The sequence below is a fragment of the Bradyrhizobium australiense genome (assembly GCF_013114825.1).
GTDB lineage: Bacteria > Pseudomonadota > Alphaproteobacteria > Rhizobiales > Xanthobacteraceae > Bradyrhizobium > Bradyrhizobium australiense.
Window position 1 is genome coordinate 99116 of the sequence record NZ_JAAVLX010000003.1, and the last position, 25034, is coordinate 124149.

Here is a 25034-nt window from a genome sequence, read left to right on the forward strand (position 1 = left end):
GCTTTTGTGGCCTAGTCCGCCGTCCTTTGGACGGGACCCGAATCCACAAAAAGCCCTGCGATTCCATGACCTCCGAACGTTACAACGCCCGTGAATCCGAGCCGCGCTGGCAGCGCCAGTGGGACGAAAAGGCGATCTTCGCCTCGAAAAATGACGACCCGCGGCCGAAATACTACGTGCTCGAGATGTTCCCCTACCCGTCCGGGCGAATCCATATCGGCCACGTCCGCAACTACACGCTGGGCGACGTGCTGGCCCGCTTCATGCGCGCCAAGGGCTTTAACGTGCTGCACCCGATGGGCTGGGATGCATTCGGGCTGCCAGCCGAGAACGCCGCGATCGAACGAAAGGTCGCGCCAAAAGCCTGGACCTACGACAACATCGCCACGATGAAGAAGCAGTTGCGGTCGATCGGGCTGTCGCTGGACTGGTCGCGCGAGTTCGCGACCTGCGATCCCTCTTATTACAAGCATCAGCAAAAGATGTTTTTGGACTTCTTGCGCGCCGGTCTTGCCGAGCGCGAGAAGCGCAAGATCAACTGGGATCCGGTCGACATGACCGTGCTCGCCAACGAACAGGTGATCGACGGCCGCGGCTGGCGCTCCGGCGCCGTCGTCGAGCAGCGCGAGATGAACCAGTGGGTCTTCAAGATCACGAAATACTCGCAGGAACTGCTGGACGCACTGGACGGGCTGGATCGCTGGCCGGACAAGGTCCGGCTGATGCAGCGCAACTGGATTGGCCGCTCCGAAGGCTTGCTGATCCGCTTCGCGCTCGATCCGGCGACGACACCGGGCAGTGAGCGCGAGCTGAAGATCTTCACCACCCGGCCCGACACGCTGTTCGGCGCAAAATTCATGGCGATCTCGGCAGATCATCCACTGGCGCAGGCGGCGGCCGCGAAGAACCCAAAGCTCGCTGAGTTCATCGCCGAGGTGAAGCGGATCGGCACCGCGCAGGAGATCATCGACACCGCCGAGAAGCAGGGGTTTGATACCGGCATCAAGGCCGTGCATCCGTTCGATCCGAACTGGAAACTGCCGGTCTATGTCGCGAACTTCGTGCTGATGGAATACGGCACCGGTGCCATCTTCGGCTGCCCGGCGCACGATCAGCGCGACCTCGACTTCGTCAACAAATACGGTCTCGGCAACACGCCGGTGGTCTGCCCCGAGGGCCAGGATCCAAAGAGCTTTGTCATCGCCGACACTGCCTATGACGGCGACGGCCGCATGATCAATTCGCGCTTCCTCGACGGCATGACCATCGAAGAAGCCAAGGAAGATGTTGCGAAGCGGCTGGAAAAGGAAATGCGCGGCAACGGGCCCGTCGGCGAGCGGCAAGTGAATTTCCGCCTGCGCGACTGGGGCATTTCACGCCAGCGCTATTGGGGCTGCCCGATCCCGGTGATCCATTGCCCGAAATGCGACGTGGTGGCGGTGCCGGACGACCAGTTGCCGGTGACGCTGCCGGAGGACGCCACTTTCGACAGGCCGGGCAATGCGCTCGACCATCACCCGACCTGGAAGCACGTCACTTGCCCGAAATGCGGCGGCAAGGCGCAACGTGAAACCGACACCATGGACACTTTCGTGGATTCGTCCTGGTATTTTGCGCGCTTCACTGATCCCTGGAATGAGAACGCGCCGACCACGCCTGACGTCGCCAACCGGATGATGCCGGTCGACCAGTATATCGGCGGCGTCGAGCACGCGATTCTACACCTGCTCTATAGCCGCTTCTTCACCCGCGCGATGAAGGCGACCGGCCACATCGGCATGGACGAGCCGTTTGCCGGCATGTTCACGCAAGGAATGGTGGTGCACGAGACCTATCAAAAGGCCGACGGCACCTATGTTATGCCGGCCGAGGTGAAGGTCGAGACCGGCGGCAACGGCCGCCGCGCCGCGCTGCTCGACAGCGGCGAAGAGGTCACGATCGGCGCGATCGAGAAGATGTCGAAGTCGAAGAAGAACACGGTCGACCCCGACGACATCATCGCGACCTATGGCGCCGACGTCGCCCGCTGGTTCATGCTGTCGGACTCGCCGCCGGATCGCGACGTGATCTGGAGCGACGAGCGCGTGCAGGGCGCCTCACGCTTCGTGCAGCGGCTGTGGCGGCTGGTGAATGAATCGGCCGAGATCGCCAAGATAGCCCCGGCCGTGCGGCCGGCCTCGTTCGGGGCGGATGCGCTTGGCTTGCGCAAGGCTGCCCACGGCGCACTGGACAAGGTGTCGTCCGGCATCGAGCGGCTGCACTTCAACGTCTGCTTGGCTCATATCCGGGAATTCGCCAATGCGCTGGCCGAGGTGCTGGGCCGCGAGGGCAAGCCGGCGCCGGACCTTGCCTGGGCGGTCCGCGAGGCCTCGGTCATTATGGTCCAATTGTTCGCGCCGATGATGCCGCATCTGGCCGAGGAGTGCTGGCAGGTTCTGGGCCAGTCCGGGCTGATTTCGGAGGCCAACTGGCCCCAAATCGAACGCGATTTGCTGGTTGAAGACACCGTGACACTGGTGGTCCAGGTCAACGGCAAGAAGCGGGGTGATGTTACCGTGCCACGGATCGCCCAAAATCCGGAAATTGAGACTGCCGTTTTGGCGCTCGATGCGGTAAAACTCGCCCTCGGCGGCAAGACCGTCCGCAAGGTAATCGTAGTTCCGATGAGGATCGTGAATGTCGTTGGTTAGGACCCGGATCGCCGTTCGGCTCATCGCCGTCGCCGCTCTGGCGGCGCTCACGGCCGGCTGTTTCCAGCCGATGTATGCGGAACGTACCGATGGCAAGCCCGGCTTGCGCGAAAAGCTGATGGGCGTGGAAATCCCACCGGTCGACAAGAACAACGCGTCGCGGGAAGCCCGAATTCAGGTCGAGATCCGCAACGCGCTGGCGTTCAAGCTATACGGCAACGCCACCGGCATGCCGCCGACGCACCGGCTGGTGCTGCGCTTTACCACTTCGCGCTCCTCGCTGATTCTCGATCCGGCCACCGCGCTGCCCTCGAGCGAAAATTACGGCATCGACGCCCAGTACAATCTGATCGATCTCGCCACCAACAAGTCGGTCATGACAGGCACGACTTTCTCCCGCGTGTCCTATGATGTCCCCGGCCAGTTGCAGCGCTTCGCCCGCGCCCGCGCCTTCCACGACGCGGAAGACCGCGCCGCCAACGAGATCGCGGAAAATATCCAGACCCGGCTGGCGTCTTACTTCTACGCCGGCACCTGACAACGGCGTCATTCCGGGGCGCGAAGCGCGAACCCGGAATCTCGTTCCGACAATCTCCAGATTCCGGGTCTGCGGGCTGCGCCCGCATCCCGGAATGACGAATGAAGGTCCGATTGTGGTCGCGCTTCGCGGAAAAGACATCGACGCTTTTCTGGCCCGGCCTGACGTCGGCCGCCCTATCATCCTGCTGTACGGCCCCGATGCCGGCCTCGTGCACGAGCGCGCCGACGCGTTGATCGCGTCCGCGGTCGACGATCCCAACGATCCCTTCTCGCTGGTGCGGCTAGACGGTGACGAGCTGGCGGCCGAGCCGTCGCGGTTGGTCGATGAGGCCATGACGATTCCGATGTTCGGCGGTCGGCGCGCGATCCGTGTGCGCGCCGGCTCCCGCAGTTTTGCCAGCGGCGTCGATACATTGGCCGATTCGCCGATCAAGGATTGCCGCATTGTGATCGAGGCCGGCGAGTTGCGGCCGGAATCGCCGCTGCGCAAGGCCTGCGAGCGCGCCAAAACCGCGGTCGCCATCGCCTGCTATCCCGACACCGAGCGCGACCTTGCCAGGCTGATCGACGAGGAATTACGGACTTCCAATTTGCGCATCGCCTCAGACGCCCGCGCCGTGCTGATGTCGCTACTTGGCGGCGACCGCCAGGCCTCGCGCAACGAACTCCGCAAGCTCGCGCTCTATTCCCACGGCAAGGGCGAGATCACGCTCGACGACGTCATGACTGTCGTCTCCGATGCGTCCGAACTAAAACTCGATCCGATCGTGGACGGAGCCTTTGCCGGCAAACCTGACCTGGTCGAAAGCGAGTTCGCGAAGGCGATGATCGCCGGCACCTATCCCGGCGTGATCATCTCGGCCGCGCAGCGTCAAGCCGCATGGCTGCACAAATCGGCGCTCGCGGTGGCCGAAGGCACGCCGGTCTCGACCTTGCTCGAAAGCGGCTATCCGCGCCTGCACTTTTCGCGAAAAGGCGCCGTCGAAATCGCGCTGCGCAATTTCAGCGCGCCCCGGCTGGCCACTATCATCGATCAGCTCGGAACCGCCGCGCTCGATATGCGTAAGCAGGCCTCGCTGGCATCTGCCATCGCGCAACGCACGCTGCTTTCGATAGCTGCGAATGCGAAGCGACGGGGGTGAGCAGCTTTCACAAAACCCCCCAGCGTCGTCCTTGCGAAAGCAAGGACCCATAGCCACTGGGTTGCGTAGTCAGGCTCGATGGAGCCCCAGTCTGCTCAACCCGATTCATTGGTGGTTATAGGTCCCGGGTCGCGCTTCGCTTGCCCGGGACGACGGAGATCTTAGCCGCCCTTCTCCAGCCGTCGCATCACCTCGTCGAGTTGTTCGAGGTTGCGATAGGTGATCTGGACGGAGCCGCCGGGATCGCGGTGGTTGACGGTGACGGTAAGGCCGAGCGCGTCGCTGACACGCTTTTCCAATGCGATGGTGTCTGGATCTTTGGTCTTGCCGCCACCCCTCGCCTTCTGCGGCTTGCGCTCCGGTACGCCCTCTTCATGCGCCAGCGCCTCGGTCTGGCGTACGTTGAGACCTTCTTCGACGATGCGCTTTGCCGCTGCCAGCGGATCGGGCACGCCGATCAGCGCACGGGCGTGTCCTGCGGACAATTCGCCGCTCGCGATGAGGGCCTGCACCTCCGCCGGCAATTTCGTCAGCCGCATCATGTTGGCGACATGGCTGCGGCTCTTGCCGACCTCCTTGGCGATGTCTTCCTGGCTGCGTTTGAACTCATCGGCCAGCGCGTGATAGCCTTGCGCCTCTTCCATCGCATTTAGGTCTTCGCGCTGCACGTTCTCGATGATCATGATCTCGAGCGCGTCGCTGTCGCTGACATCGATGGGAACGATCGGCACCTCGTGCAGGCTGGCGAGTTGCGCGGCACGCCAGCGGCGTTCGCCGGCGATGATTTCGTAGCGATCCTGCGCGCCCTTCACCGGCCGCACCACGATCGGCTGGATCACGCCGTGCTGCTTGACGGAGGCCGCGAGCTCACCAAGCTCGGCATCGGAAAAAGTCCGGCGCGGGTTTCGTGGATTCGGTTTCAGGAACTCGATCGGCACCTTGCGCTGGTTGCGCGGCCGTTCGACATGCGCGGCCTCGCCGCCGACGTCCCCGATCAGACTTGCAAGACCACGCCCCAATCGCGAACGCGTTTCGTCGGCCATCGCCGCCAACTCCCTAGGATTCACTTAAGTACTCCGGAACAAATTCGGTTGCTCGGTAGGGTGGGCAAACCGATGCGTGCCCACCAATTTCGCGATAGGGCGTAGGATGGGCACGCTTCGCTTTGCCACCCTACGATTCCTCGCTAATGCCGCAGCTCGCGCTCGCGCTGGATCACTTCGGTCGCAAGCTTGAGATAGGCTTCGCTGCCGACGCATTTGAGATCGTAAACCAAGACCGGCTTGCCGTAGGACGGCGCCTCGGAGATCCGCACGTTGCGCGGGATCATGGTGTCGTAGACCTTGGAGCCCATGAACTGTCTGACATCCGCGACCACCTGGTTCGACAAATTGTTGCGCGAGTCGAACATGGTCAGCACGATACCGTGGATCGACAGGCTCGGATTCAGCGTCGAGCGCACCTGCTCCACCGTCTGCAGCAATTGTGACAGACCTTCGAGCGCGAAGAACTCACACTGTAGCGGCACCAGGATCGCGTCCGACGCTGCCATCGCGTTAACGGTGAGGAGGTTGAGCGATGGCGGGCAATCGATCAGCACATAGGTGTAATCGGTATCCGGCGCCGCGTTCTTGTTCAACGCCGCGATCGCATCGCGCAGCCGGAACGCACGGCCGGGCGTGGTGCCGAGCTCGAGCTCGAGGCCCGACAGATCCATGGTCGAGGAGGCGATGTGCAGTCGCGGCACCGCGGTGGCAACCACGGCGTCGCGCAGCGGCGCTTCGCCGATCAGCACGTCGTAGGTCGAGCAGTTGCGGTTGCGGCGATCGATGCCAAGACCCGTCGAGGCGTTGCCCTGCGGATCGAGATCGACGATCAGCACACGCTCGCCAATCGCTGCGAGTGCGGTGCCAAGATTGATCGCGGTAGTTGTTTTGCCGACGCCCCCCTTTTGATTGGCGAGCGACAGGATGCGCGGATGGGGCGGCGGAGTGGGTTCCCTATGCTCTTGATATAACTCATCTAATTCGGTCATGCCCGATCGCCATGTGTGATCGCGGAAGGGTTGCGCCGCTCGATCCGATCGAGTTCGACGATCCAGCCGTGCCCGCCCGTTCGGCTGGAATGGAGTCGCGGTTCAATATTCCAATATTTGGTGGCTTCGGTCAATTCAGCCTCTACATCTTGGCCCTTGAGAAACAGCGCTTTCGCACCACTGCTCACAAACGGCTCCGCGAAACCGACAAGTTGATGTAATGGAGCCAGCGCCCGCGCGGTGACGCAATCGACGCGGCTGCCAATTCTATCCACAATATCCCCGATTCCCGCCAAATGCACGGTCGCCGCCGCAGATGTCACGCGGGCCGCTTCACGAAGGAAGGCCGCCTTCTTGGCGTTGCGCTCGACCAAATGGACGTTGGCGCCGGGGGTATTCGCCAATGCGCAAGCGAGCACCACGCCGGGAAAGCCTCCACCGCTGCCGAGATCGATCCAGACTTTGGCTGATGGTGCCACGCCGAGGAGCTGCAGCGAATCGGAGACGTGCCGCGTCCATAGGTGCGGAAGCGTCGATGGCGCGACGAGATTCGTTTTGACCTGCCACTCCAACAGCAGGGCGACGTAGCGCTCGAGCCGCGACTCCGTTTCACGTGAAACGGGGGTGAGGGCCAGAGCGGTGGCCTTGTCGGAGGGTAAAACTGGAGAAGAGATCTGGGCGGCGACTTTCGCCATTGGATGGTCTCGGCCTGAGCTTTCAACGATGGTAGGATGGGTTGAGCGCAGCGAATCTTCATGTACAAGCAATGACGGGTATCGCTTCGCGCCACCCACCCTACATGAACGTTTCACGTGAAACAGACTTTTACGCGCTGGCCTTCGCGTTCTTCCGTCGCGCCTCACGACGCAGATACGCCGCCAAGATACCCAGCGCCGCCGGCGTCAGACCATCCAGCCGGCCCGCCTGCCCCACCGTCCGCGGCTGTGCCGCTTGCAGCTTCGATCGCGCTTCATTGGAAAGCCCGGGCACATCGGCATAGTCGATGCCAGTCAAGACCAACCCCTCGTCGCGCCTGAAAGCGTCAACGTCGGCAGTCTGGCGCTTGAGATAGACATCGTATTTGGCGTCGATCTCGAGATGCACTGCGATGCCCGGATCGATAGCTGAGAGCTCCGGCCAGATGGCGCGCACGGTTGCCCACTCGATCTCGGGATAGGCCAGCAACTCGAACGCCGAACGGCGATGGCCGTCCCGGTTGAGCGCAAGGCCATGTTTGGCCGCTTCATTCGGAGTGATCGTCAGTGACTTGGCCAATGACTTGGCAGCCTCCAACGCCGCCATCTTGTCGCGATGCCGCTGCGAACGTGCCTGCCCTACGCAGCCCAAGGCAATGCCCTTGTCACTCAGGCGCTGGTCGGCGTTATCGGCTCGGAGCGTCAGGCGGTACTCGGCCCGCGAGGTAAACATCCGATACGGCTCGGTGATGCCGCGAGTCACGAGGTCGTCGATCATCACCCCGAGATAACCGTCAGCGCGATCAAACACGATCGGATCAGCGGCACCCGCCATTAACGCAGCGTTCAGACCGGCAACGATTCCCTGGGCCGCGGCCTCTTCGTAGCCGGTTGTCCCGTTGATCTGTCCGGCCAGGAAAAGGCCCGGCAGGCGCTTGGTCTGTAAGGTGGGCTCAAGTTCACGGGGGTCGACATGGTCGTATTCGATGGCATAGCCCGGCCGGACCATCTTCACCCGTTCAAGCCCGGGAATGGTCGCGAGGATCGCGAGCTGAACTTCTTCGGGCAGCGAGGTCGAGATGCCGTTGGGGTAGACCGTGGAGTCGTCGAGCCCCTCCGGCTCCAGGAAGATCTGGTGGCCATCGCGGTCGCCGAACCGGACAATCTTGTCCTCGATCGAGGGACAATAACGCGGCCCGCTGCTCTTGATCTGCCCGGAATACATCGGCGAGCGATGCACATTGGCCCTGATCACCTCATGGGTGGCCGGAGTCGTCCGGGTGATCCCGCATTGGATCTGTGGGGTCGTGATCCGATCGGTCATGACGGAGAACGGCTCAGGCGGATCGTCGCCGGGCTGCATTTCAACGGCGGCCCACTCGATGGTCCTGCCATCGAGCCGCGGCGGCGTGCCGGTCTTCAACCGCCCAAGCGTAAAGCCAACGCGCTCGAACGAGGCCGACAGTCCCATCGCAGGCGCCTCCCCGACCCGGCCCGCTGGCCAGTTCTTTTCGCCGAGATGGATGAGCCCGCGCAAAAAGGTCCCGGTCGTGATGACCACAGCGCCTGCCGAAAGTTGCCTTCCCTCGACCAGGCAAATTCCCGTGACCCGGCCATTCAAGACAATCAGCTCATCCGCCTCGCCTTCGATCACGCTGAGATTGGCGGTCTCCCGGATGGCGGCCTGCATGGCGGCGGCGTAAAGCTTGCGGTCCGCTTGGGCTCGCGGTCCGCGAACGGCCGGACCCTTGCGACGGTTTAGCATCCGAAACTGGATGCCACCGGCATCGGCCATCCGACCCATCAGGCCATCGAGGGCATCAACTTCGCGGACCAGATGGCCCTTGCCGAGACCGCCGATGGCGGGATTACAGGACATCGCCCCAATGGTCGCAAAGCGATGGGTAACCAAGGCAGTCTTCGCACCCATCCGCGCGGCTGCGCTAGCGGCTTCACAGCCGGCGTGGCCGCCGCCGATGACGATGACGTCAAAGGAGTCTGCTGGAAAAATCATACCGCGACTTCTATCGCGGAGTTGCAAAATGCGGAAGAAAGAATTGCCTGAAGGAGAAGGTCCGCTGTTTCACGTGAAACACCTAGAACCGCGAAACCGTTTCACGTGAAACATGGGTAGGGAAGGCTCACTTACCCACACAGAACTCCCGGAAAATGACGTCAAGGATGTCCTCGACATCCACGCGCCCCAAGAGCCTTCCGAGTGAATGGGCTGCGATACGCAATTCTTCCGCCGCCAGCTCCTCACCCCGCCCGACTACCTGAACGCAGCGCGATAGCGAGGCTGCCGTCTCTTGCAGGAGTCTGCGCTGCCGGGTCCGGCCGATCAGACCACCCTCATTAGCGCCAAAATAATTTTGCGCGAAACCGACCAGAGCCGCGATCAGCTCAGGCAAGCCGTCGCCCCGGCTCGCCGAGATCTGAAAAACGCCCTGCCCTGACACGTCGGCCAATGGCCGACCTACCTCTTCGAGATCGATCTTGTTTCGCACCAACCAAACCGGCACGGTCCCCTGGCTCTTGCCCGGGTTCTCGGCGTCTGATGTATCCGCCAGCCACAGCACAAGGTCCGCATCCGCCGCACGCGCCTGAGCACGACGAACCCCCTCCTGCTCGACCGGATCGTCGGTCTCCCGAATACCTGCGGTATCGATCACGGTCACCGGATAGCCGTCGAGATCGAGCTGCACCTCAATGACGTCGCGCGTGGTGCCAGCATGCGGCGAGACGATCGCGACCTCCCGCCGCGCGAGCTGATTCATCAGCGTCGACTTGCCGACATTCGGCGGTCCGGCGATCGCGACGACGAGGCCATCGCGAAGCCGCTCGCTCCGCCCCTGCCCCGCAAGGACCTCCTCAATTTCGGCCAGCAGCGCTTCGACCTTCGCCAACGCTGGCGCGATCAATTCTGCCGGTACGTCGCCCTCATCCGCGAAATCGATCCCGGCCTCGATCAGGGCTGACGCTTCGATGATTCGCGCGCGCCAGTCGCGCGCTCTGTCGCCAAGCAATCCCTTCAATTGGCGCAACGCCTGGCGTCGCTGCCGATCGGTATCTGCATGGATGAGATCGTCGAGACCTTCGGCTTCGGTGAGATCGAGCTTGCCGTTCTCAAACGCGCGTCGGGTAAATTCGCCTGGTTCGGCCGGTCGAACATTTTCGAATGTGGACAGCGCCGCGAACAAGGCGGTCAGCACCGCGCGTCCACCATGGACATGAAATTCCGCGACGTCTTCGCCAGTCGCGCTGGCCGGGCCCGGAAACCACAGCACCACGGCATCGTCGATCGGCCGCTGGCCGACGTCCCGTAGCAGCGCCCGGGTGGCCATTCGCGGCGGCGGTAATTTGCCGACAAGCACCGTCACGACTTTCCCGGCCTGCAAACCCGAGACGCGCACCAAGGCAATCGCGCTCGGTGGCCGGCCCGACGACAGTGCAAAAATGGTCTGATCCCGTGGATGCATGGCCTATTTGTGCGGGAGGTCCTGAAAAGGCAACGCGATTCCGATTCGACGTTTGGCATGCTGCCGACGCCTGCCGCTCGACTGCAGCATAGCTGCAGCAGTTATGCTGCGAAATCCGCAGAGACCCTCGCCTTCAGGTACGCGCGCCAACATAAATCGTATAAAATTCAGTACCTTAAATGGTTAATCAATCAATAAAACCAATTTTCCCATGCTGCGTTTGCACCGCAGCGACGACCGCAACATGAAAAAGGCGCCCCGCGATGCGAGGCGCCCTCCCCTAAGCCTAGCCTGACGACGGATCAGGTATTCATGGAATCGAAGAACTCCGAGTTGTTCTTGGTGTTGCGGAGCTTGTCGAGCAGGAAGTCGATCGCGTCCATCGTGCCCATCGGATTGAGAATCCGGCGCAGCACGTACATCTTTTTCAGGAGCTGCGGATCGGTGATCAGCTCTTCCTTGCGGGTGCCGGAGCGCGAGATGTCGATCGCCGGGAAGGTCCGCTTGTCCGAGACCTTGCGGTCGAGGATCAGTTCGGAGTTACCGGTGCCCTTGAATTCTTCAAAGATGACTTCGTCCATGCGGCTGCCGGTATCGACCAGCGCGGTTGCGATGATCGTGAGCGAACCGCCCTCCTCGATGTTGCGCGCGGCGCCGAAAAATCGTTTCGGCCGTTGCAGCGCGTTGGCATCGACACCGCCGGTCAGCACCTTGCCCGATGACGGCACCACCGTGTTGTAGGCGCGGCCTAGACGCGTGATCGAGTCGAGCAAGATCACAACGTCGCGGCCGTGCTCGACCAGGCGCTTGGCTTTCTCGATCACCATCTCGGCGACCTGGACGTGACGCACGGCGGGCTCGTCGAAGGTGGACGACACCACCTCGCCCTTCACCGAGCGCTGCATGTCCGTGACTTCTTCCGGACGCTCGTCGATCAGCAGAACGATCAAATAGCATTCGGGATGATTGGCGGTGATGGAGTGCGCGATGTTCTGCATCAGCACCGTCTTGCCGGTGCGCGGTGGCGCAACAATCAGCGCGCGCTGGCCTTTGCCTATCGGCGCGACGATGTCGATCACCCTTGCAGAAAGGTCTTTTCTTGTCGGGTCTTCGAGTTCGAGGCGGAAGCGCTGGTCCGGAAAAAGCGGGGTCAGGTTATCGAAATTGACCTTGTGCTTGGACTTTTCCGGATCCTCGAAATTGAGCGTGTTGACCTTCAACAGGGCGAAATAGCGTTCACCTTCTTTCGGGCTACGGATGTGGCCTTCGATGGTGTCGCCGGTGCGCAGGCCGAAGCGGCGGATCTGCGACGGCGAGACGTAGATGTCGTCTGGGCCGGGCAGGTAGTTGGCGTCGGGCGAGCGCAGAAAGCCGAAGCCGTCGGAGAGAACCTCGACGACGCCTTCGCCGATAATGTCGATTTCCTGAATCGCGAGCTGCTTGAGAATCGCGAACATCAGCTCCTGCTTGCGCATGGTGCTGGCATTTTCGACCCCTTTCTCTTCCGCGAAGGCGACGAGCTCGGCCGGCGTTTGAGATTTGAGGTCCTGGAGTTTCATTTCCCGCATTGGGGTGGTCCTGTAGAGTGTCTTTAAGGAAGGGGTGCGAGGTGGCTTTAGAAAAAAGCGGACAGCAAAATTGGAAGGTCCGCAGGTCTAAGCAAGGAAAGTGCCGGTGAGGCTTCAAACCTGATGCGGCGGCCGGTCCAATGAAGGAGCCGGAACGCAGCCACATCCGCCTGCGTGGGGTGGGATTTCGATAATATAGAAAATCAGCCGCCGCTTCGCAAGCAGGTGAGAAACGGCCATATCAGCGAAAACCCGCCCTAGAACGGCTTCACGATCACCAGGAGGACGATAAAAATCATCAGGACAGTCGGTATCTCATTGATAATACGATAGAATTTCTTGGTTCTGGTATTCTGGTCCGCAGCGAAATCCTTTACCCAACGGGAAAAAAAGCCGTGGACACCCGACAAAACCAGCACCAGCGTAAGCTTGGCATGAAACCAGCCGGACGTGTACCAATGCCCGCTCCAGACCAGATAGATGCCGGCCAGCCAGGTGACGATCATCGCGGGGTTGATGATCACCTTCAGCAGGCGCCCTTCCATTATCTTGAACGTCTCGGACTGCTTCGATCCGAGCTCGGCTTCGCAATGGTAGACGAACAGCCGCGGCAGATAGAGCATGCCGGCCATCCACGAGATGACGGCAATCACATGCAGCGCCTTGATCCACGGGTAGGCGGTGATCGTGATCCACTCATACATTGCAGCCGCCCTGATCTCCGGACCGTTCCGATCTTCTCAAGCGTTGCAAGGAAGATCCGCCAGCATGGGACGCAAGACATATCCGCAAAGCACCGCTTCTCTAAACTAATAATTTTAGAATCTTAGGTTTGAGTCTAAGTGACGGTGATTTGGACTCACACAAAACCGTCCCGCATTTTTGCGCAGCTTGTTCACATCCATCACCAATTCGGGCCGAATACTGGATCGTCCTGATAACGCCACGTGCATCAATCGCTTGCGATGATTTGTGGTCAGCTTATGAAGAGACAAATCCACATCTTCTCACTATCATTGCCGCGAGGCGGTGGACTTGTCCTCGCGTGAGGCCCTGTGAAGAAACCAAAGGTTTTCCCGGAGGCGGCGATCCAGGGCCCGATATCTCGGTTAAGCTCCACAGGATTCACAGGAATACACAGGGGTTCTGGTGCCCACGACCGGCAACTATTTTCATCTTCATCTGGTCTCGGACTCGACCGGCGAGACGCTGATCACCGTGGCGCGCGCGGTGGCTGCGCAATACGCCAACGTGACGGCTGTCGAACATGTCTATCCGCTTGTGCGCAGCCAGAAGCAGCTCGATCGCGTGCTCGACGAGATCGAGGAGGCGCCGGGCATCGTACTCTTTACGTTGCTGGAAAAGGACTTGGTCGGTCGGCTGGAAACCAAGTGCAGGGACATCAACATACCGAGCCTCTCGATCATTGGTCCGGTGATGCAGTTGTTCGAGGCCTATCTGGGCGCCGCGACGACGGGCAGGGTAGGCGCCCAGCACGTTCTGAACGCGGAATATTTCAAGCGCATCGATGCCCTGAACTACACCATGATGCATGACGACGGTCAGCACGTCGAAGGCCTGGAAGAGGCCGACGTGGTTCTGGTCGGCGTATCCCGCACCTCGAAGACGCCGACCTCGATCTATCTCGCCAACCGCGGCGTCCGTACCGCGAACGTGCCGCTAGTACCGGGCATTCCGCTGCCGCATCAACTGGAGACATTGAAAAGGCCGTTGGTCGTCAGCCTTCACGCGACGCCGGAGCGGCTGATCCAGGTTCGGCAAAATCGACTGCTGAGCATGGGCGCCGATACCCCCAATGATGATTACATCGATCGTCAGGCGGTGGCCGATGAAGTTGCCTATGCCCGAAAACTGAGCGCCAGATTCAGTTGGGCGCAGCTCGACGTGACGCGCCGCTCGATCGAGGAAACCGCGGCGGCGGTGCTGAAGCTATTCACCGATCGCCAGCGGCAGCGGCTTCCGGAATGACGCAGCCGAGATGACCATCTGGCGTGGACAACATCCGCTAATTCTCGCCTCGCAGAGCCGCGCGCGGCAGATGCTGCTCGCCGATGCCGGCATTTCCTTCGACGCCGTTCCGGCCGATATCGACGAGCGATCGGTGCAGAAGAATTCCGGTCTTTCTGCGCCCGGTGAAATCGCCGGCCTGCTGGCGCGCGAGAAGGCGCGGTTCGTATCTTCAAAAAATTCCGGCCGTTATGTCATTGGCGCCGATCAGACGCTGGCTTTGGGAAGCCGGCTGTTCAGTAAGCCGGCCGGCCGCGCGCAGGCCGCAGATCAATTGCGGCTGCTTGCCGGCCAGACGCACGAGCTGCACTCCGCCGTTGCGGTTGCCCGTGACGGCAAGCTAGTGTTTTCCGACGTCAGCATTGCCAGAATGACGATGCGGCGCTTGGCCGAGAGCGAGATCGAAGCCTATCTGGATCAGGCCGGTCAGGCGGTCACGACCAGCGTCGGCGCCTATCAGCTTGAAGGGCTAGGGGTGCATCTGTTCGAACGGATCGAAGGCGACCATTTCACCATTCTCGGTCTGCCGCTACTGCCACTACTGGCATTCCTGCGCGGCGAGGGTCTGCTCAATGTCTAGAATCATCACTTTGGCAGCGGCGATCTGATGCGGATTCTGGGACTCACCGGCTCGATCGGGATGGGGAAATCCACCACCGCAAAGCTGTTCACCGAGGCGGGCGTGCCGGTTTACGACGCCGACGCGGCCGTTCACAAAATCTATGAAGGCGAGGCGGCGCCCGCGATCGAAGCCGCGTTTCCCGGCACGACGGTGGACGGCAGGGTCGATCGCGCCAAACTGTCCGCCAAGGTGGTGCATGACCCTGCTGCCATCAAGCAGCTCGAGGAGATCGTTCACCCGATGCTCGGCGCCTCACGCAAGAAGTTCCTCGACGACGCCGAACGGTCCGGGACGCCGGTCGTGGTGATGGATATCCCGCTATTGTTCGAAACCGGCGGCGAGAAGCGCGTCGATGCGGTGGTCGTGGTCACGACCGATCCGAAAACCCAGCGCGAACGAATTTTGGCGCGCGGTACGATGACATCGGAGGCCCTCGACGCCATTCTGGCGCGGCAATTGCCCGATGCCGAAAAGCGCAAACGTGCGGATTTCGTCGTGGATACGTCGCATGGACTGGACCGGGTTCGCGCGCAGATCCGCGACATTCTGGCCGAGGTTGTTAAGATGCCGCAGCGGCGGATCTGATTCGCCGAAACTTTCGGTCTCTCACATCCATGCGCGAAATCGTCCTCGATACTGAAACCACAGGCCTCGATCCGCTGCGCGGCGATCGCCTGGTCGAGATCGGCTGCATCGAGATATTCAACCGCATGCCGACGGGGCAGACGTTTCACCGCTACATCAATCCCGAGCGCGATATGCCGGCCGAAGCATTTAACGTGCACGGCCTATCCACCGAGTTCCTCGCCAGCAAGCCGCTGTTCACCGAAGTGGTCGAGGAGTTCCTGGAATTTATCGGCGACGCGCCGCTGGTGATTCACAACGCCTCGTTCGACATCAGCTTCATCAATGCCGAGCTCGACCGCATCAAGCGGCAGCCGATTTCGCGTGAACGGCTGGTCGATACGCTGCTGCTGGCGCGACGCAAGCATCCGGGCGTGTCGAACCGGCTGGACGATCTCTGCTCGCGCTATGCGATCGACAATTCCCGCCGCACCAAGCACGGCGCGCTGCTCGACGCCGAGCTCCTGGCCGAGGTCTATATCGACCTGATCGGCGCGCGGCAGTCGCAACTTATCCTGGCGTCGGAAACCAGCATCACGATTACCAGCGGATTTGGCGACACGCCGCGGCGGCAGCGCGAGGTGCCGCTGGCGCCGCGAATCACCGAAGCCGATCGCGAGGCCCATCGCGCCTTCATCGCCACCTTGGGCGACAAGCCGATCTGGAACGATTTTCTTCTGGCAGCAGTCTAGCGGCAGAATAGACGCCGCCTGCTTTAGCTCGGCTTCGCGCCGGAAGCGGCCTGTGCGGCAGCCTGCCGCTCCATGTTCTGGCGGTACAGGCCGACGAAATCGACGGGGTCGAGCATAAGGGGCGGGAAGCCGCCGTCGCGCACGGCGGTTGCGATGATCTCACGCGCGAACGGGAACAAAAGTCGCGGGCATTCGATCATGACCAGCGGATGAAGCTGTTCCTGCGGCACGTTGACGATGCGAAATACGCCCGCATAGGCGAGTTCGAAGCTGAACATCACCTTGCCGGCATTTTCAGCCTTGCCCTCGATCGAGAGCGTCACTTCGAACTCGTTTTGCGCGAGATTGTTCGCCGAAACATTGATCTGGATGTTGATTGCCGGCTGCTGCTGTTGCGGCGCCAGCGAGGATGGCGCGTTCGGATTCTCGAACGACAGATCCTTCGTGTACTGGGCCAGCACGTTGAGTTGGGGAGGGGCCTGTTCGGGAGGCGCGCCGTTGCCGTTGGTCATGAAACTCTCTCCTGAAGCGCTCGCAAGCGCGGCCCGGGTTCGTCTGAAAATGCGTTTTCCGGGCGAGTGGCTATCATAGCCCCGGCTCATTCCACAAGGACGACGGCCCGGCGGCAGACCTGCCCGGTCACGAATTGTGGCGGATAGGCCCAATACCGCCCCGTCAGTCACCCGAAATGTATCCTAAATAATTGAATGTGCGTGATTTCCGGCCACGATCGTGTTTCCCCTCGCCGCTAAAACGCGCTACAATTAGCCCGCGCCAAAACGCGCCATTGGCCGGGCGAAGTTTCATGCCTACATGCTTCACTCTGAATGGATGATCAGGGAAAACTCGTAAAAGAGCTTCTCACCAGGAACGCTCGACCGCCGGGCCCGTTGCCGGCGCTGGAACCAGAAAGCGAATACGACGTGGATATTTACACCATCATCTTCCTGGCGCTGGCGGTCTTTATCTTCCTGCGCCTGCGCAGCGTCCTCGGACAGCGCACCGGGAGCGAACGGCCCTATGATCGGGCCGCGCCCAATGTCGCGCCGCGGACGCAGGACAACAACGTCGTTCCCATGCCGGGCACCGTCATTGATCAGGCGCCGCTGGCGCCGAACGCCGATGTGGCGCCGGCCGACCGCTGGAAAGGCGTTGCTGAGGCGGGCACGCCGCTCGCCGCCGGTCTCGACGCCATTGCCGCCCAGGACTCCTCGTTTGATCCGAGACACTTCCTTGCCGGCGCGCGCAGCGCCTACGAGATGATCGTGCTGGCCTTCGCCAATGGCGACCGCCGGGCGCTGAAGGATCTCTTGTCCAGCGAGGTCTATGAGAGCTTCGAGGCCGTGATCAAGGATCGCGAGAAGCACGAGCAGAAAACCGAAACGCGGTTTGTTTCGATCGACAAGGCCGAGTTGGTGAATGCGGAAGCCCGCGACCGCGCGGCACAACTGACGGTTCGCTTCGTGTCGCAGATGATTTCGGTCACACGCGACAAGACCGGCGCCATCGTCGATGGCAACCCCGATAAGGTCGCCGATATCACCGATGTCTGGACTTTCGCCCGCGACACGAGCTCTCGCGATCCGAACTGGAAGCTGGTTGGCACCGGAAGCGCGGGCTAAGACGCGAAGCCTTGCGGGGCTTGCGTTCGGCGTGCTCGCTTTGGCTTGCTCGCTTGCTCCGGCGGATGCCGCAACAATGCGTCACGCCCGTTCGCACAAAGTGGCGCATCCGCCACCCGCCCGTCACCTGCCATATCCGCAACTCGAATTCCCGCTTCAGATCAGCGGCGGTCAATATGCGCCGGTCGCGTGGTCCGAGATCGCGGGGTGGAGCGAGGACGATCATCTCGCCGCTTACCAGGCATTTCGCGCGAGCTGCAGGCCGATAGCGGCGCAGCAAAAGCCGCCTGCCGATCCAAAGGCACTTGGCACGTCGCTGCGCGATTCCTGCCGCATCGCCAGGAGCCTCGAACTATCCGATGGTGCGAAGGCCAAGGGCTTTTTCGAGGAGCACTTTCTTCCCTTGCGCATTTCGCGGCTTGGCGAAGGCGAGGGTTTCGTTACCGGCTATTATGAACCCATCGTCGACGGCTCACGGACGGAGAACGAGGTCTACAAGGTCCCGGTTTATCGCCGGCCGTCGAACCTGTTCGTCCGCGGCACCACGCAAAGCTCGGCCGGTTTGCCCAACAAGGGTCAGGTGTTCCGCAAGATCGGCCGCCGGAAGCTGGTGCCCTATTACGATCGTGCCGAAATAGAGGATGGCGCTATCGCCGGCCGCGGCCTCGAAATCTGCTGGCTGAAGGACCAGACGGACCTCTTGTTCTCGCAGATCCAGGGCTCGGCGCGGGTCAGCCTCGATGACGGCTCGACCCTTCGCATCAATTACGATGCGCATAATGGTTTTCCCTATACGCCGGTCGGCCGCATCCTGATCGAACGCAACATCATCCCCAAGGATCAGATGTCGATGCAGAAGATCCGGGAATGGATGGAACAGAATCCTAACGAGGCCGACGAGCTGCGGAGGCAGAACAAGGCCTATGTCTTCTTCCGTGAGGTGCAGCTTTCCGATAAGGACGAGGCGGTCGGCGCCCAGGGCGTGCCGTTGACGCCGGGTCGGTCGATCGCGGTCGACAAATCGCTGCATGTCTATGGTACTCCGTTCTTCATCGAGGGCGAACTGCCGATCGAGTCGGAGCAATCGAAGACGCCGTTTCGCCGCCTGATGATTGCGCAGGACACCGGCTCCGCCATCGTCGGTCCCGCGCGCGCCGATCTCTACTTCGGCGCCGGTCTCGACGCCGGCAAAGTGTCCGGCCGCCTCCGCCACAATGCCCGCTTCGTGATCCTGGTGCCGAAGAGCCTCGATCCGGTGGCGCGTGGCCGCAGGATGCCGGTGCCCGATGAACGGCCGTCGGAGACGATCGCAAAACTGTTCCCGCAAATCGATCCGTCCAAGGATCCGAAGCATGCCGGAAAGCCGCCCGAGGTTACGGCGGCGACCAGCGCCAAGCCCACAATGCAGGCGGCGACATCGTCGGCAACCGGGCCCTCGCCAACCCCGGCCATCCAGGCTGCCGTGGCAAAGCCAGTGCCGCTTCCCGAACCGCGGCCGAAGGTTGAAGCGGTTTCGGCGAAACCGCAGCCGCGTCACCTGCGCCGATATCGCCATCATCGATGAAACGCCGATCGTCGAGTTTGATTCCCGAATTGCCGGAGCCGCCGCGCCGCAAGCGCGGCCTGAGCGAAGAGGAGCGCGCGCTGTGGGAGAGCGTCGCCAAGCAGGTCAAGCCGTTGCGCAAGCGGCATCGCGCCTTGAAGCCGTCGGCGGTTCCGGCGGAAACCGAGCACAAAATCGCTCCGAAACCCGCCGCTTCATCAAGGCATATCGCGCCGGCGCGAATCGTTGCTCCTTCAAAACCGGAGCCGCCACCGCTGGCGCCGATCGGCCGCCGCGAGCGATCGCATCTGTCGCGTGGTCGCAAGGAGATCGATGCAAGGCTCGACTTGCATGGCATGACGCAGACGCGCGCGCATCGCGCGCTGTTCGGTTTTCTGCAGCGCGCCCATCATGACGGGCTGACCTTTGTGCTCGTCATCACCGGCAAGGGCAAGGTGGGCGCCGAGTCCGAGCGCGGCGTGCTGCGCCGTCAGGTGCCGCAATGGCTTGGGCTGCCGGAATTCCGCTCGCTGGTGGTCGGCTTCGAGGAAGCCCATGTCGGCCATGGCGGCGAGGGGGCGTTGTATGTGCGGGTGCGACGGGCGCGTTTCTAATCTCGCTCAGAACGGCCGCACGATTCCGACGCGCGGGATCAGAGTCACGATCCAGCCGAATACCATCGTCTTCCGATCATGCACCGAAATCGGCGGCACGGCCTTTGACGCAGGCAGCATTTTCACCGCGTGCAGGATCAGGAACAAGCACGTGGCCCAATTCGAAATCCAGCGGGAATAATCGAACACGATCGCAAACATGATGAGATAGCCGACGCTAACGGCGACGATCACGGCGGTGACGATGCGGCGATGCGCGTCAACGGCAAGAGTGAGGATCAGGTTGAGAAAATATCGCCAGAGCGGCGTATGCAGTCCGATCAGAAGCGCAAATATGGGGATACCGAGCACATTGTGCGGCAGGCGCTGCCAGGTATCAAGCATCTCCTTCGACAGCGGCTGATGCCAGATGTAACTGAAGCTCAGCAGCTTCGCTTGCGACGGATCGGCCATTCTTTCCTGCAGATGTCGGACCAGCTCAGGCTCCGGGACCGCCATCGTGCCGTCGAACTGTGCAGCGATGAACAGCGCGCCGAGGCCAATAAGCGACGCGATGCCGACCGCGGCGTTCTCCCGGTTAACTCCACACGCGAGGTAATGGCGCAGCACCACGATGGCGGCGATAGTCGGCACATACATCAGGAGATGAATGTGGTGGATCAGAATGAGGATGACTGAGAACACGGCGGACAGCAGCACGTAGGCGAGTGAACGCGCCGGAATCAGCAGCAGGCAAATCGCAAACATGCATCCATAGATGTCGAAATGCCCCAGCGTGTGCATAAATTCTTCAGGAAGAACGGTGAGCCCGCCATGAACACGAACGGCGGCAAATGCTTTTGATCGAAACCAAACGTCCGCCGGAATAGCTGCACGAACAGTCCTGCCGTGATCAGCCACACCGCGCCACCCAGCGCGAACACCAGCCATACCGGCACCTTGGCCGTAAACAGCGAGACCATCGCGCCGATCAGCGCGCGCTTGGTGAAGCCGAAATGATAATCGACCAGCAGATGGATGTAGGGGACGTAAGGCGGCAGCGTGATCTTGTGCCAGAAGACCCCGATCAGCACGGCGGCATTGACGGCCAGCATCAAGCGCCAGGGGTTTTCCCACACCCGCAAGTTCATTCAATACCATCCGTCGTCCCTGCGAAAGCAGGGAGCCATAGCCGCTGGCCTCAACCGCAACGGGATAGCTGCCCCAGCCGAAGGGCACAACGAGTTTTGTGATGATGAGCGTCGCCCGGACATAGCGCAGCGCAATCCGGGGCCACGCGGGTTGACCGATCCCGGATTTCGCTACGCTTCATCCGGGCTTCAAATGCCCTACAAAATAAACCGGCTCAGATCCGAGTTCTTGGCGAGATCGCCGATGTGCTTCTGCACGTATTCGGCGTCGACCTTGATCGTCTCGCCATGACGGTCCGGCGCGGCGAATGAAATCTCGTCGAGCACGCGCTCCATCACGGTCTGCAGCCGCCGCGCGCCGATGTTCTCGACCGTGGAATTGACGGCGACAGCGATATCGGCCAGCGCGTCGATCGCGTTGTCGGTGATGTCAAGCGTCACGCCTTCGGTCTGCATCAGCGCGACATATTGCTTGATCAGCGACGCCTCCGGCTCGGTCAGGATCCGGCGCATGTCGTCGCGGCTCAGCGCTTCCAGCTCGACGCGGATCGGCAGGCGGCCCTGCAATTCCGGCAACAGGTCGGAGGGCTTTGCGATATGAAACGCGCCCGAGGCGATGAAAAGGATGTGGTCGGTCTTGACCGCGCCGTGCTTGGTCGTGACCGTGGTGCCCTCGATCAGCGGCAGCAGGTCGCGCTGCACGCCCTCGCGCGAGACGTCGCCGCCGAGGCGGTTTTCCCGCACGCAGATCTTGTCGATCTCGTCGAGGAACACGATGCCGTTGTTCTCGACCGCAGCAATGGCTTCGAGCACAAGTTGGTCATTGTCGAGCAGCTTGTCGGATTCCTCGTTGACGAGAATCTCGTGCGATCCCTCGACCGTCAGCCGGCGGGTCTTGGTCCGCCCGCCAAGCTTGCCAAAGATATCGCCGATCGAAATCGCTCCCATCTGCGCACCCGGCATGCCCGGTATCTCGAACATCGGCATGCCGCCGGAGGATTGCGTCTCGATCTCGATTTCCTTGTCGTTGAGCTCACCGGCCCGGAGCTTCTTGCGGAAGGAGTCTCGCGTTGCCGGGCTCGAGGCCGGTCCGACCAGCGCATCGAGCACGCGCTCCTCGGCGGCAAGCTGCGCGCGAGCCTGCACATCCTTGCGCTTGCGTTCGCGCACCTGCACGATCGCGACCTCGACGAGATCGCGGATGATCTGCTCGACGTCGCGGCCGACATAGCCGACCTCGGTGAATTTGGTGGCTTCAACCTTGAGGAAGGGTGCGCCGGCGAGCTTTGCTAGGCGCCGCGCGATCTCGGTCTTGCCGACGCCGGTCGGCCCGATCATCAGGATATTTTTCGGCAGCACTTCTTCGCGCAAATTGCCGGTGAGCTGCAGCCGTCGCCAGCGGTTGCGCAGCGCGATCGATACCGCGCGCTTGGCATCGGCCTGGCCGACAATGAAGCGGTCGAGTTCGGAGACGATTTCACGGGGAGAAAAGTCGGTCATAGGTCCTAGGTAGGTGTCCAAAGTTGCGAGAGCAAGCGGTGCACGAGGCCGCTAAATGATCGGCGGGCCACCCTGCCATAGTTTGATTACCTCGAAGGGGTGAACCAGCATGATGATGTTGAGCATCAGATTGTCGCGAATGTGGAGCGCCATCACGAGTTCGAACAACACTGCAACGGCGACGGTGACTGCGACGGGAAGTTTTCTCGCCAGCAGGAAGCCACCAATCATGAAGAGCATATCGGAGATCGAATTGACGATGGTATCTCCGAAATAATCCAGCGAGATCGTGCCGGCGCGGTAGCGATTGATGATCCAGTCGGAATTCTCGACCAGTTCCCAGCCGCCTTCGACCAAGATGGCGAGGATCAGGCGGCCCTGCCAGGCGAAGCGCGGGAAGGCGAGGAAGGTGGCGCCGTAGAACAGGAACCCGTGCAGGATATGCGATAGCGAATACCAGTCGGCAACGTGCTGCGAGTTTTCCGAACTCTGCACCACGCCGTGCCAGAGCTTGACGTAGCCGCAGGCGCAGATCGGCAGGCGTCCCATCCCGTACAGGATCGCGGCTTGGGCTGCGAGGATGCCGGCTGCGATCAACGTCCAATGCCAGGCCGAAAGCGTGACTGGAGCTTTCTCGATACTGCTGGTGGATGTCATGCGTTACGGATCATCAATAGGGCGGGACCATCAGGAGTATCGACCATACCAGCTTTTTCAAAGCCCGCCTTCGCATAGGCACGTACAGCCCGGGTGTTGGCCGGATCGGGATCAGTGACGATGCGTGGCGCGCCGCGCCTCAACCGATCCTCGACGAAGGTCCGGATGAGAGCCGAACCATGGCCGCGCCCGATCATGCCCGACTCGCCGATGAAGAGGTCGATGCCGCGGGTGCCGGGCGGATGTTCGCCAAAGCCAGAATTCCACGCCGTCAAATCATAGCATTGCAGGTAGCCGAAATCGTTACCTCCCGCCGAGACGATGAACTGATCCATCGCCGATTCATCGATATCGCCGCTGACCAGTTCATATTGTTCAGAGGGCTCGCCCCACCATTCGCGCACATGCGACCGCGCGAGCCACTGCCGGATCAACGGCAGGTCGGCCACGGTCATCGGGCGGAAGACATATTCCGGTTCCGGCGCCATGACCGGCGGCTCCCCTCAGAGCGTTTCGATCGTGACGTTCCGGTTGGTGTAGACGCAGATATCGGCGGCAATATCGAGCGCGCGCCGCACGATGGTTTCGGCGTCCTTGTCGGTGTCGACAAGTGCGCGGGCGGCCGCCAGGGCGTAGTTGCCGCCGGAGCCGATCGCCATCACGCCGGCTTCCGGCTCCAGCACGTCGCCGGTCCCGGTCAGGACCAGCGAGACATCCTTGTCGGCCACGATCATCATCGCTTCCAGCCGGCGCAGATAGCGGTCGGTCCGCCAGTCCTTGGCGAGTTCGACCGCCGCCCGGGTCAATTGCCCCGGATATTGCTCGAGCTTGCTCTCCAGCCGCTCGAACAGGGTAAAGGCGTCGGCGGTGGCCCCGGCGAAGCCGCCGATCACGTCGCCCTTGCCGATTTTCCGGACCTTTTTGGCGTTGGCCTTGATGACGGTCTGGCCGATCGAGACCTGGCCGTCGCCGCCGATTACCACCTTGCCGCCCTTGCGGACCGTCAAAATCGTGGTGCCGTGCCAGATCGGCAGGTTGTTTTCAGATGCTTGCATGAATTGCCCTCGTTCCCGTCAGATTTAGGGGTTGAGGGGGAGGGTTACAATCGCGCCGTTTCACCCCCGAATCCGGTCACCATGGACTGAAGTTCAGCCCTTTAAACGACATCCCGCAGTAGCGAAGGTGACATCCGCCTGTTAAAAGGGCCGCGTTTTCGGCCCCCACGCGGCCAAAGGGAAGCAGTTTCATGCGGACGGCGTCCATCAAGCGCAAGACCAAGGAAACCGACATCGAGGTCGCAGTGAACCTCGACGGCACGGGCGTATCAAAGGTTTCGACCGGCATCGGCTTTTTCGACCATATGCTCGATCTCTTGGCCCGGCATTCCCGCATCGATATCACGGTCAAGGCGGATGGCGACCTCCACGTCGATCACCACCACACCACCGAGGACGTCGGCATCGCATTCGGCCAGGCCGTCAAGCAGGCGCTCGGCACCATGGCCGGCATCACCCGCTATGCCTCGATCCATATGCCGATGGACGAAACGCTGTCCCGCGTCGTGATCGATATTTCGGGCCGGCCGGTGCTGGTGTTCAAGGTCGATTTTCCGCGCGACAAGGTCGGTCAGTTCGACACCGAACTGGTGCGCGAATGGTTCAACGCCTTCACCATCAACGCCGGCGTGACTTTGCACGTCGAGACTTTATATGGCGAGAACAGCCATCATATCGCCGAATCCTGTTTCAAGGGTCTGGCGAGGGCGCTCCGTGCCGCGGTTGCGATCGATCCGCGCGCGGCCGGCGAAGTGCCTTCCACCAAGGGTCAGCTCGGCGGCTGATTATCGTTCGCGT

General features: G+C 61.6%; 23 protein-coding genes and 1 pseudogene. 11 read left to right on the top strand and 13 right to left on the bottom strand.

What is annotated here, in order from left to right; genetic code table 11:
* The first annotated feature begins 65 nt into the window (after positions 1 to 65).
* The 3 genes from leuS to holA all read left to right on the top strand — a co-directional run bounded on the left by leuS (position 66) and on the right by holA (position 4372).
* Positions 66 to 2690, top strand: a complete 2625-nt coding sequence (leuS, locus tag HCN58_RS07595) for a leucine--tRNA ligase (protein ID WP_171578755.1) — start codon at positions 66 to 68, stop codon at positions 2688 to 2690.
* Entirely contained in the window at positions 2677 to 3228 is a 552-nt protein-coding gene (gene lptE / locus HCN58_RS07600; protein ID WP_171578756.1) for an LPS assembly lipoprotein LptE, read from the top strand. Before leuS ends, lptE begins: the two co-directional genes overlap by 14 nt.
* A gap of 115 nt (positions 3229 to 3343) precedes the next feature.
* Complete coding sequence (gene holA / locus HCN58_RS07605; protein ID WP_171579509.1) at positions 3344 to 4372, top strand: DNA polymerase III subunit delta; 1029 nt, start codon at positions 3344 to 3346, stop codon at positions 4370 to 4372.
* A gap of 161 nt (positions 4373 to 4533) precedes the next feature.
* Here the strand turns inward: holA and HCN58_RS07610 are convergent, their stop codons facing one another.
* The 7 genes from HCN58_RS07610 to hemJ form a co-directional block, all read right to left on the bottom strand.
* Positions 4534 to 5415: a ParB/RepB/Spo0J family partition protein gene (locus HCN58_RS07610; protein ID WP_171578757.1), complete on the bottom strand. Its 882-nt coding sequence runs from the start codon at positions 5413 to 5415 to the stop codon at positions 4534 to 4536.
* Between the two features lie 143 nt (positions 5416 to 5558).
* Positions 5559 to 6407, bottom strand: coding sequence for a ParA family protein (locus tag HCN58_RS07615; RefSeq protein ID WP_171578758.1), 849 nt, complete (start codon positions 6405 to 6407; stop codon positions 5559 to 5561).
* Positions 6404 to 7102 carry a 16S rRNA (guanine(527)-N(7))-methyltransferase RsmG gene (gene rsmG, locus HCN58_RS07620; protein WP_171578759.1) on the bottom strand — a complete coding sequence of 233 codons (699 nt, stop codon included), beginning with the start codon at positions 7100 to 7102 and terminating at the stop codon, positions 6404 to 6406. Before rsmG ends, HCN58_RS07615 begins: the two co-directional genes overlap by 4 nt.
* 130 nt (positions 7103 to 7232) lie before the next feature.
* Positions 7233 to 9116: a tRNA uridine-5-carboxymethylaminomethyl(34) synthesis enzyme MnmG gene (gene mnmG / locus HCN58_RS07625; protein ID WP_171578760.1), complete on the bottom strand. Its 1884-nt coding sequence runs from the start codon at positions 9114 to 9116 to the stop codon at positions 7233 to 7235.
* A gap of 127 nt (positions 9117 to 9243) precedes the next feature.
* Positions 9244 to 10581, bottom strand: coding sequence for a tRNA uridine-5-carboxymethylaminomethyl(34) synthesis GTPase MnmE (gene mnmE / locus HCN58_RS07630; RefSeq protein ID WP_171578761.1), 1338 nt, complete (start codon positions 10579 to 10581; stop codon positions 9244 to 9246).
* 302 nt (positions 10582 to 10883) lie between these two features.
* On the bottom strand, positions 10884 to 12149 hold the full coding sequence (rho, locus tag HCN58_RS07635; RefSeq protein WP_171578762.1) for a transcription termination factor Rho: 1266 nt from the start codon (positions 12147 to 12149) through the stop codon (positions 10884 to 10886).
* Between the two features lie 257 nt (positions 12150 to 12406).
* On the bottom strand, positions 12407 to 12853 hold the full coding sequence (gene hemJ / locus HCN58_RS07640; RefSeq protein WP_171578763.1) for a protoporphyrinogen oxidase HemJ: 447 nt from the start codon (positions 12851 to 12853) through the stop codon (positions 12407 to 12409).
* Positions 12854 to 13298: 445 nt separating this feature from the next.
* Here hemJ and HCN58_RS07645 point away from each other — a divergent pair, with 445 nt between their 5' ends.
* From HCN58_RS07645 to dnaQ, 4 genes are read left to right on the top strand one after another with little or no spacing between them, the layout of a single operon-like run.
* Positions 13299 to 14138, top strand: coding sequence for a pyruvate, water dikinase regulatory protein (locus HCN58_RS07645; RefSeq protein WP_171578764.1), 840 nt, complete (start codon positions 13299 to 13301; stop codon positions 14136 to 14138).
* Positions 14139 to 14148: 10 nt separating this feature from the next.
* A complete protein-coding gene (locus HCN58_RS07650; RefSeq protein ID WP_171578765.1) occupies positions 14149 to 14757 on the top strand; it encodes a Maf family protein in 609 nt (202 codons plus the stop codon).
* 27 nt (positions 14758 to 14784) lie between these two features.
* A complete protein-coding gene (coaE, locus tag HCN58_RS07655) occupies positions 14785 to 15384 on the top strand; it encodes a dephospho-CoA kinase (protein ID WP_171578766.1) in 600 nt (199 codons plus the stop codon).
* The gene (gene dnaQ, locus HCN58_RS07660) at positions 15384 to 16115 is read left to right on the top strand and encodes a DNA polymerase III subunit epsilon (RefSeq protein ID WP_311966799.1); all 732 of its coding nucleotides are present in this window, start codon (positions 15384 to 15386) and stop codon (positions 16113 to 16115) included. Before coaE ends, dnaQ begins: the two co-directional genes overlap by 1 nt.
* A gap of 23 nt (positions 16116 to 16138) precedes the next feature.
* Here the strand turns inward: dnaQ and secB are convergent, their stop codons facing one another.
* Positions 16139 to 16627, bottom strand: coding sequence for a protein-export chaperone SecB (gene secB / locus HCN58_RS07665; RefSeq protein WP_171578768.1), 489 nt, complete (start codon positions 16625 to 16627; stop codon positions 16139 to 16141).
* A 411-nt stretch (positions 16628 to 17038) separates the two neighbouring features.
* Here secB and HCN58_RS07670 point away from each other — a divergent pair, with 411 nt between their 5' ends.
* From HCN58_RS07670 to HCN58_RS07680, 3 genes are read left to right on the top strand one after another with little or no spacing between them, the layout of a single operon-like run.
* Positions 17039 to 17737 carry a Tim44/TimA family putative adaptor protein gene (locus tag HCN58_RS07670; RefSeq protein ID WP_171578769.1) on the top strand — a complete coding sequence of 233 codons (699 nt, stop codon included), beginning with the start codon at positions 17039 to 17041 and terminating at the stop codon, positions 17735 to 17737.
* Complete coding sequence (mltA, locus tag HCN58_RS07675; RefSeq protein ID WP_171578770.1) at positions 17661 to 19301, top strand: murein transglycosylase A; 1641 nt, start codon at positions 17661 to 17663, stop codon at positions 19299 to 19301. The genes HCN58_RS07670 and mltA overlap by 77 nt, the downstream gene beginning before the upstream one ends.
* Complete coding sequence (locus HCN58_RS07680; protein ID WP_171578771.1) at positions 19298 to 19894, top strand: Smr/MutS family protein; 597 nt, start codon at positions 19298 to 19300, stop codon at positions 19892 to 19894. Before mltA ends, HCN58_RS07680 begins: the two co-directional genes overlap by 4 nt.
* A 6-nt stretch (positions 19895 to 19900) precedes the next feature.
* On the opposite strand, the pseudogene HCN58_RS07685 reads toward HCN58_RS07680, so the two are convergent.
* The 5 genes and pseudogenes from HCN58_RS07685 to hslV form a co-directional block, all read right to left on the bottom strand.
* Positions 19901 to 21024 (bottom strand): annotated as a pseudogene (locus tag HCN58_RS07685) (hypothetical protein).
* Between the two features lie 198 nt (positions 21025 to 21222).
* Positions 21223 to 22524, bottom strand: coding sequence for an ATP-dependent protease ATPase subunit HslU (hslU, locus tag HCN58_RS07690; RefSeq protein WP_171578772.1), 1302 nt, complete (start codon positions 22522 to 22524; stop codon positions 21223 to 21225).
* A gap of 51 nt (positions 22525 to 22575) precedes the next feature.
* Positions 22576 to 23181: a DUF2585 domain-containing protein gene (locus HCN58_RS07695; protein WP_171578773.1), complete on the bottom strand. Its 606-nt coding sequence runs from the start codon at positions 23179 to 23181 to the stop codon at positions 22576 to 22578.
* Positions 23178 to 23669 carry a GNAT family N-acetyltransferase gene (locus HCN58_RS07700; protein WP_171578774.1) on the bottom strand — a complete coding sequence of 164 codons (492 nt, stop codon included), beginning with the start codon at positions 23667 to 23669 and terminating at the stop codon, positions 23178 to 23180. Before HCN58_RS07700 ends, HCN58_RS07695 begins: the two co-directional genes overlap by 4 nt.
* 15 nt (positions 23670 to 23684) lie before the next feature.
* Positions 23685 to 24236 carry an ATP-dependent protease subunit HslV gene (gene hslV, locus HCN58_RS07705; protein ID WP_171578775.1) on the bottom strand — a complete coding sequence of 184 codons (552 nt, stop codon included), beginning with the start codon at positions 24234 to 24236 and terminating at the stop codon, positions 23685 to 23687.
* Positions 24237 to 24427: 191 nt separating this feature from the next.
* On the opposite strand from hslV, the gene hisB reads away from it, so the two are divergent.
* Positions 24428 to 25021, top strand: a complete 594-nt coding sequence (hisB, locus tag HCN58_RS07710; RefSeq protein ID WP_171578776.1) for an imidazoleglycerol-phosphate dehydratase HisB — start codon at positions 24428 to 24430, stop codon at positions 25019 to 25021.
* Positions 25022 to 25034: the final 13 nt, after the last annotated feature.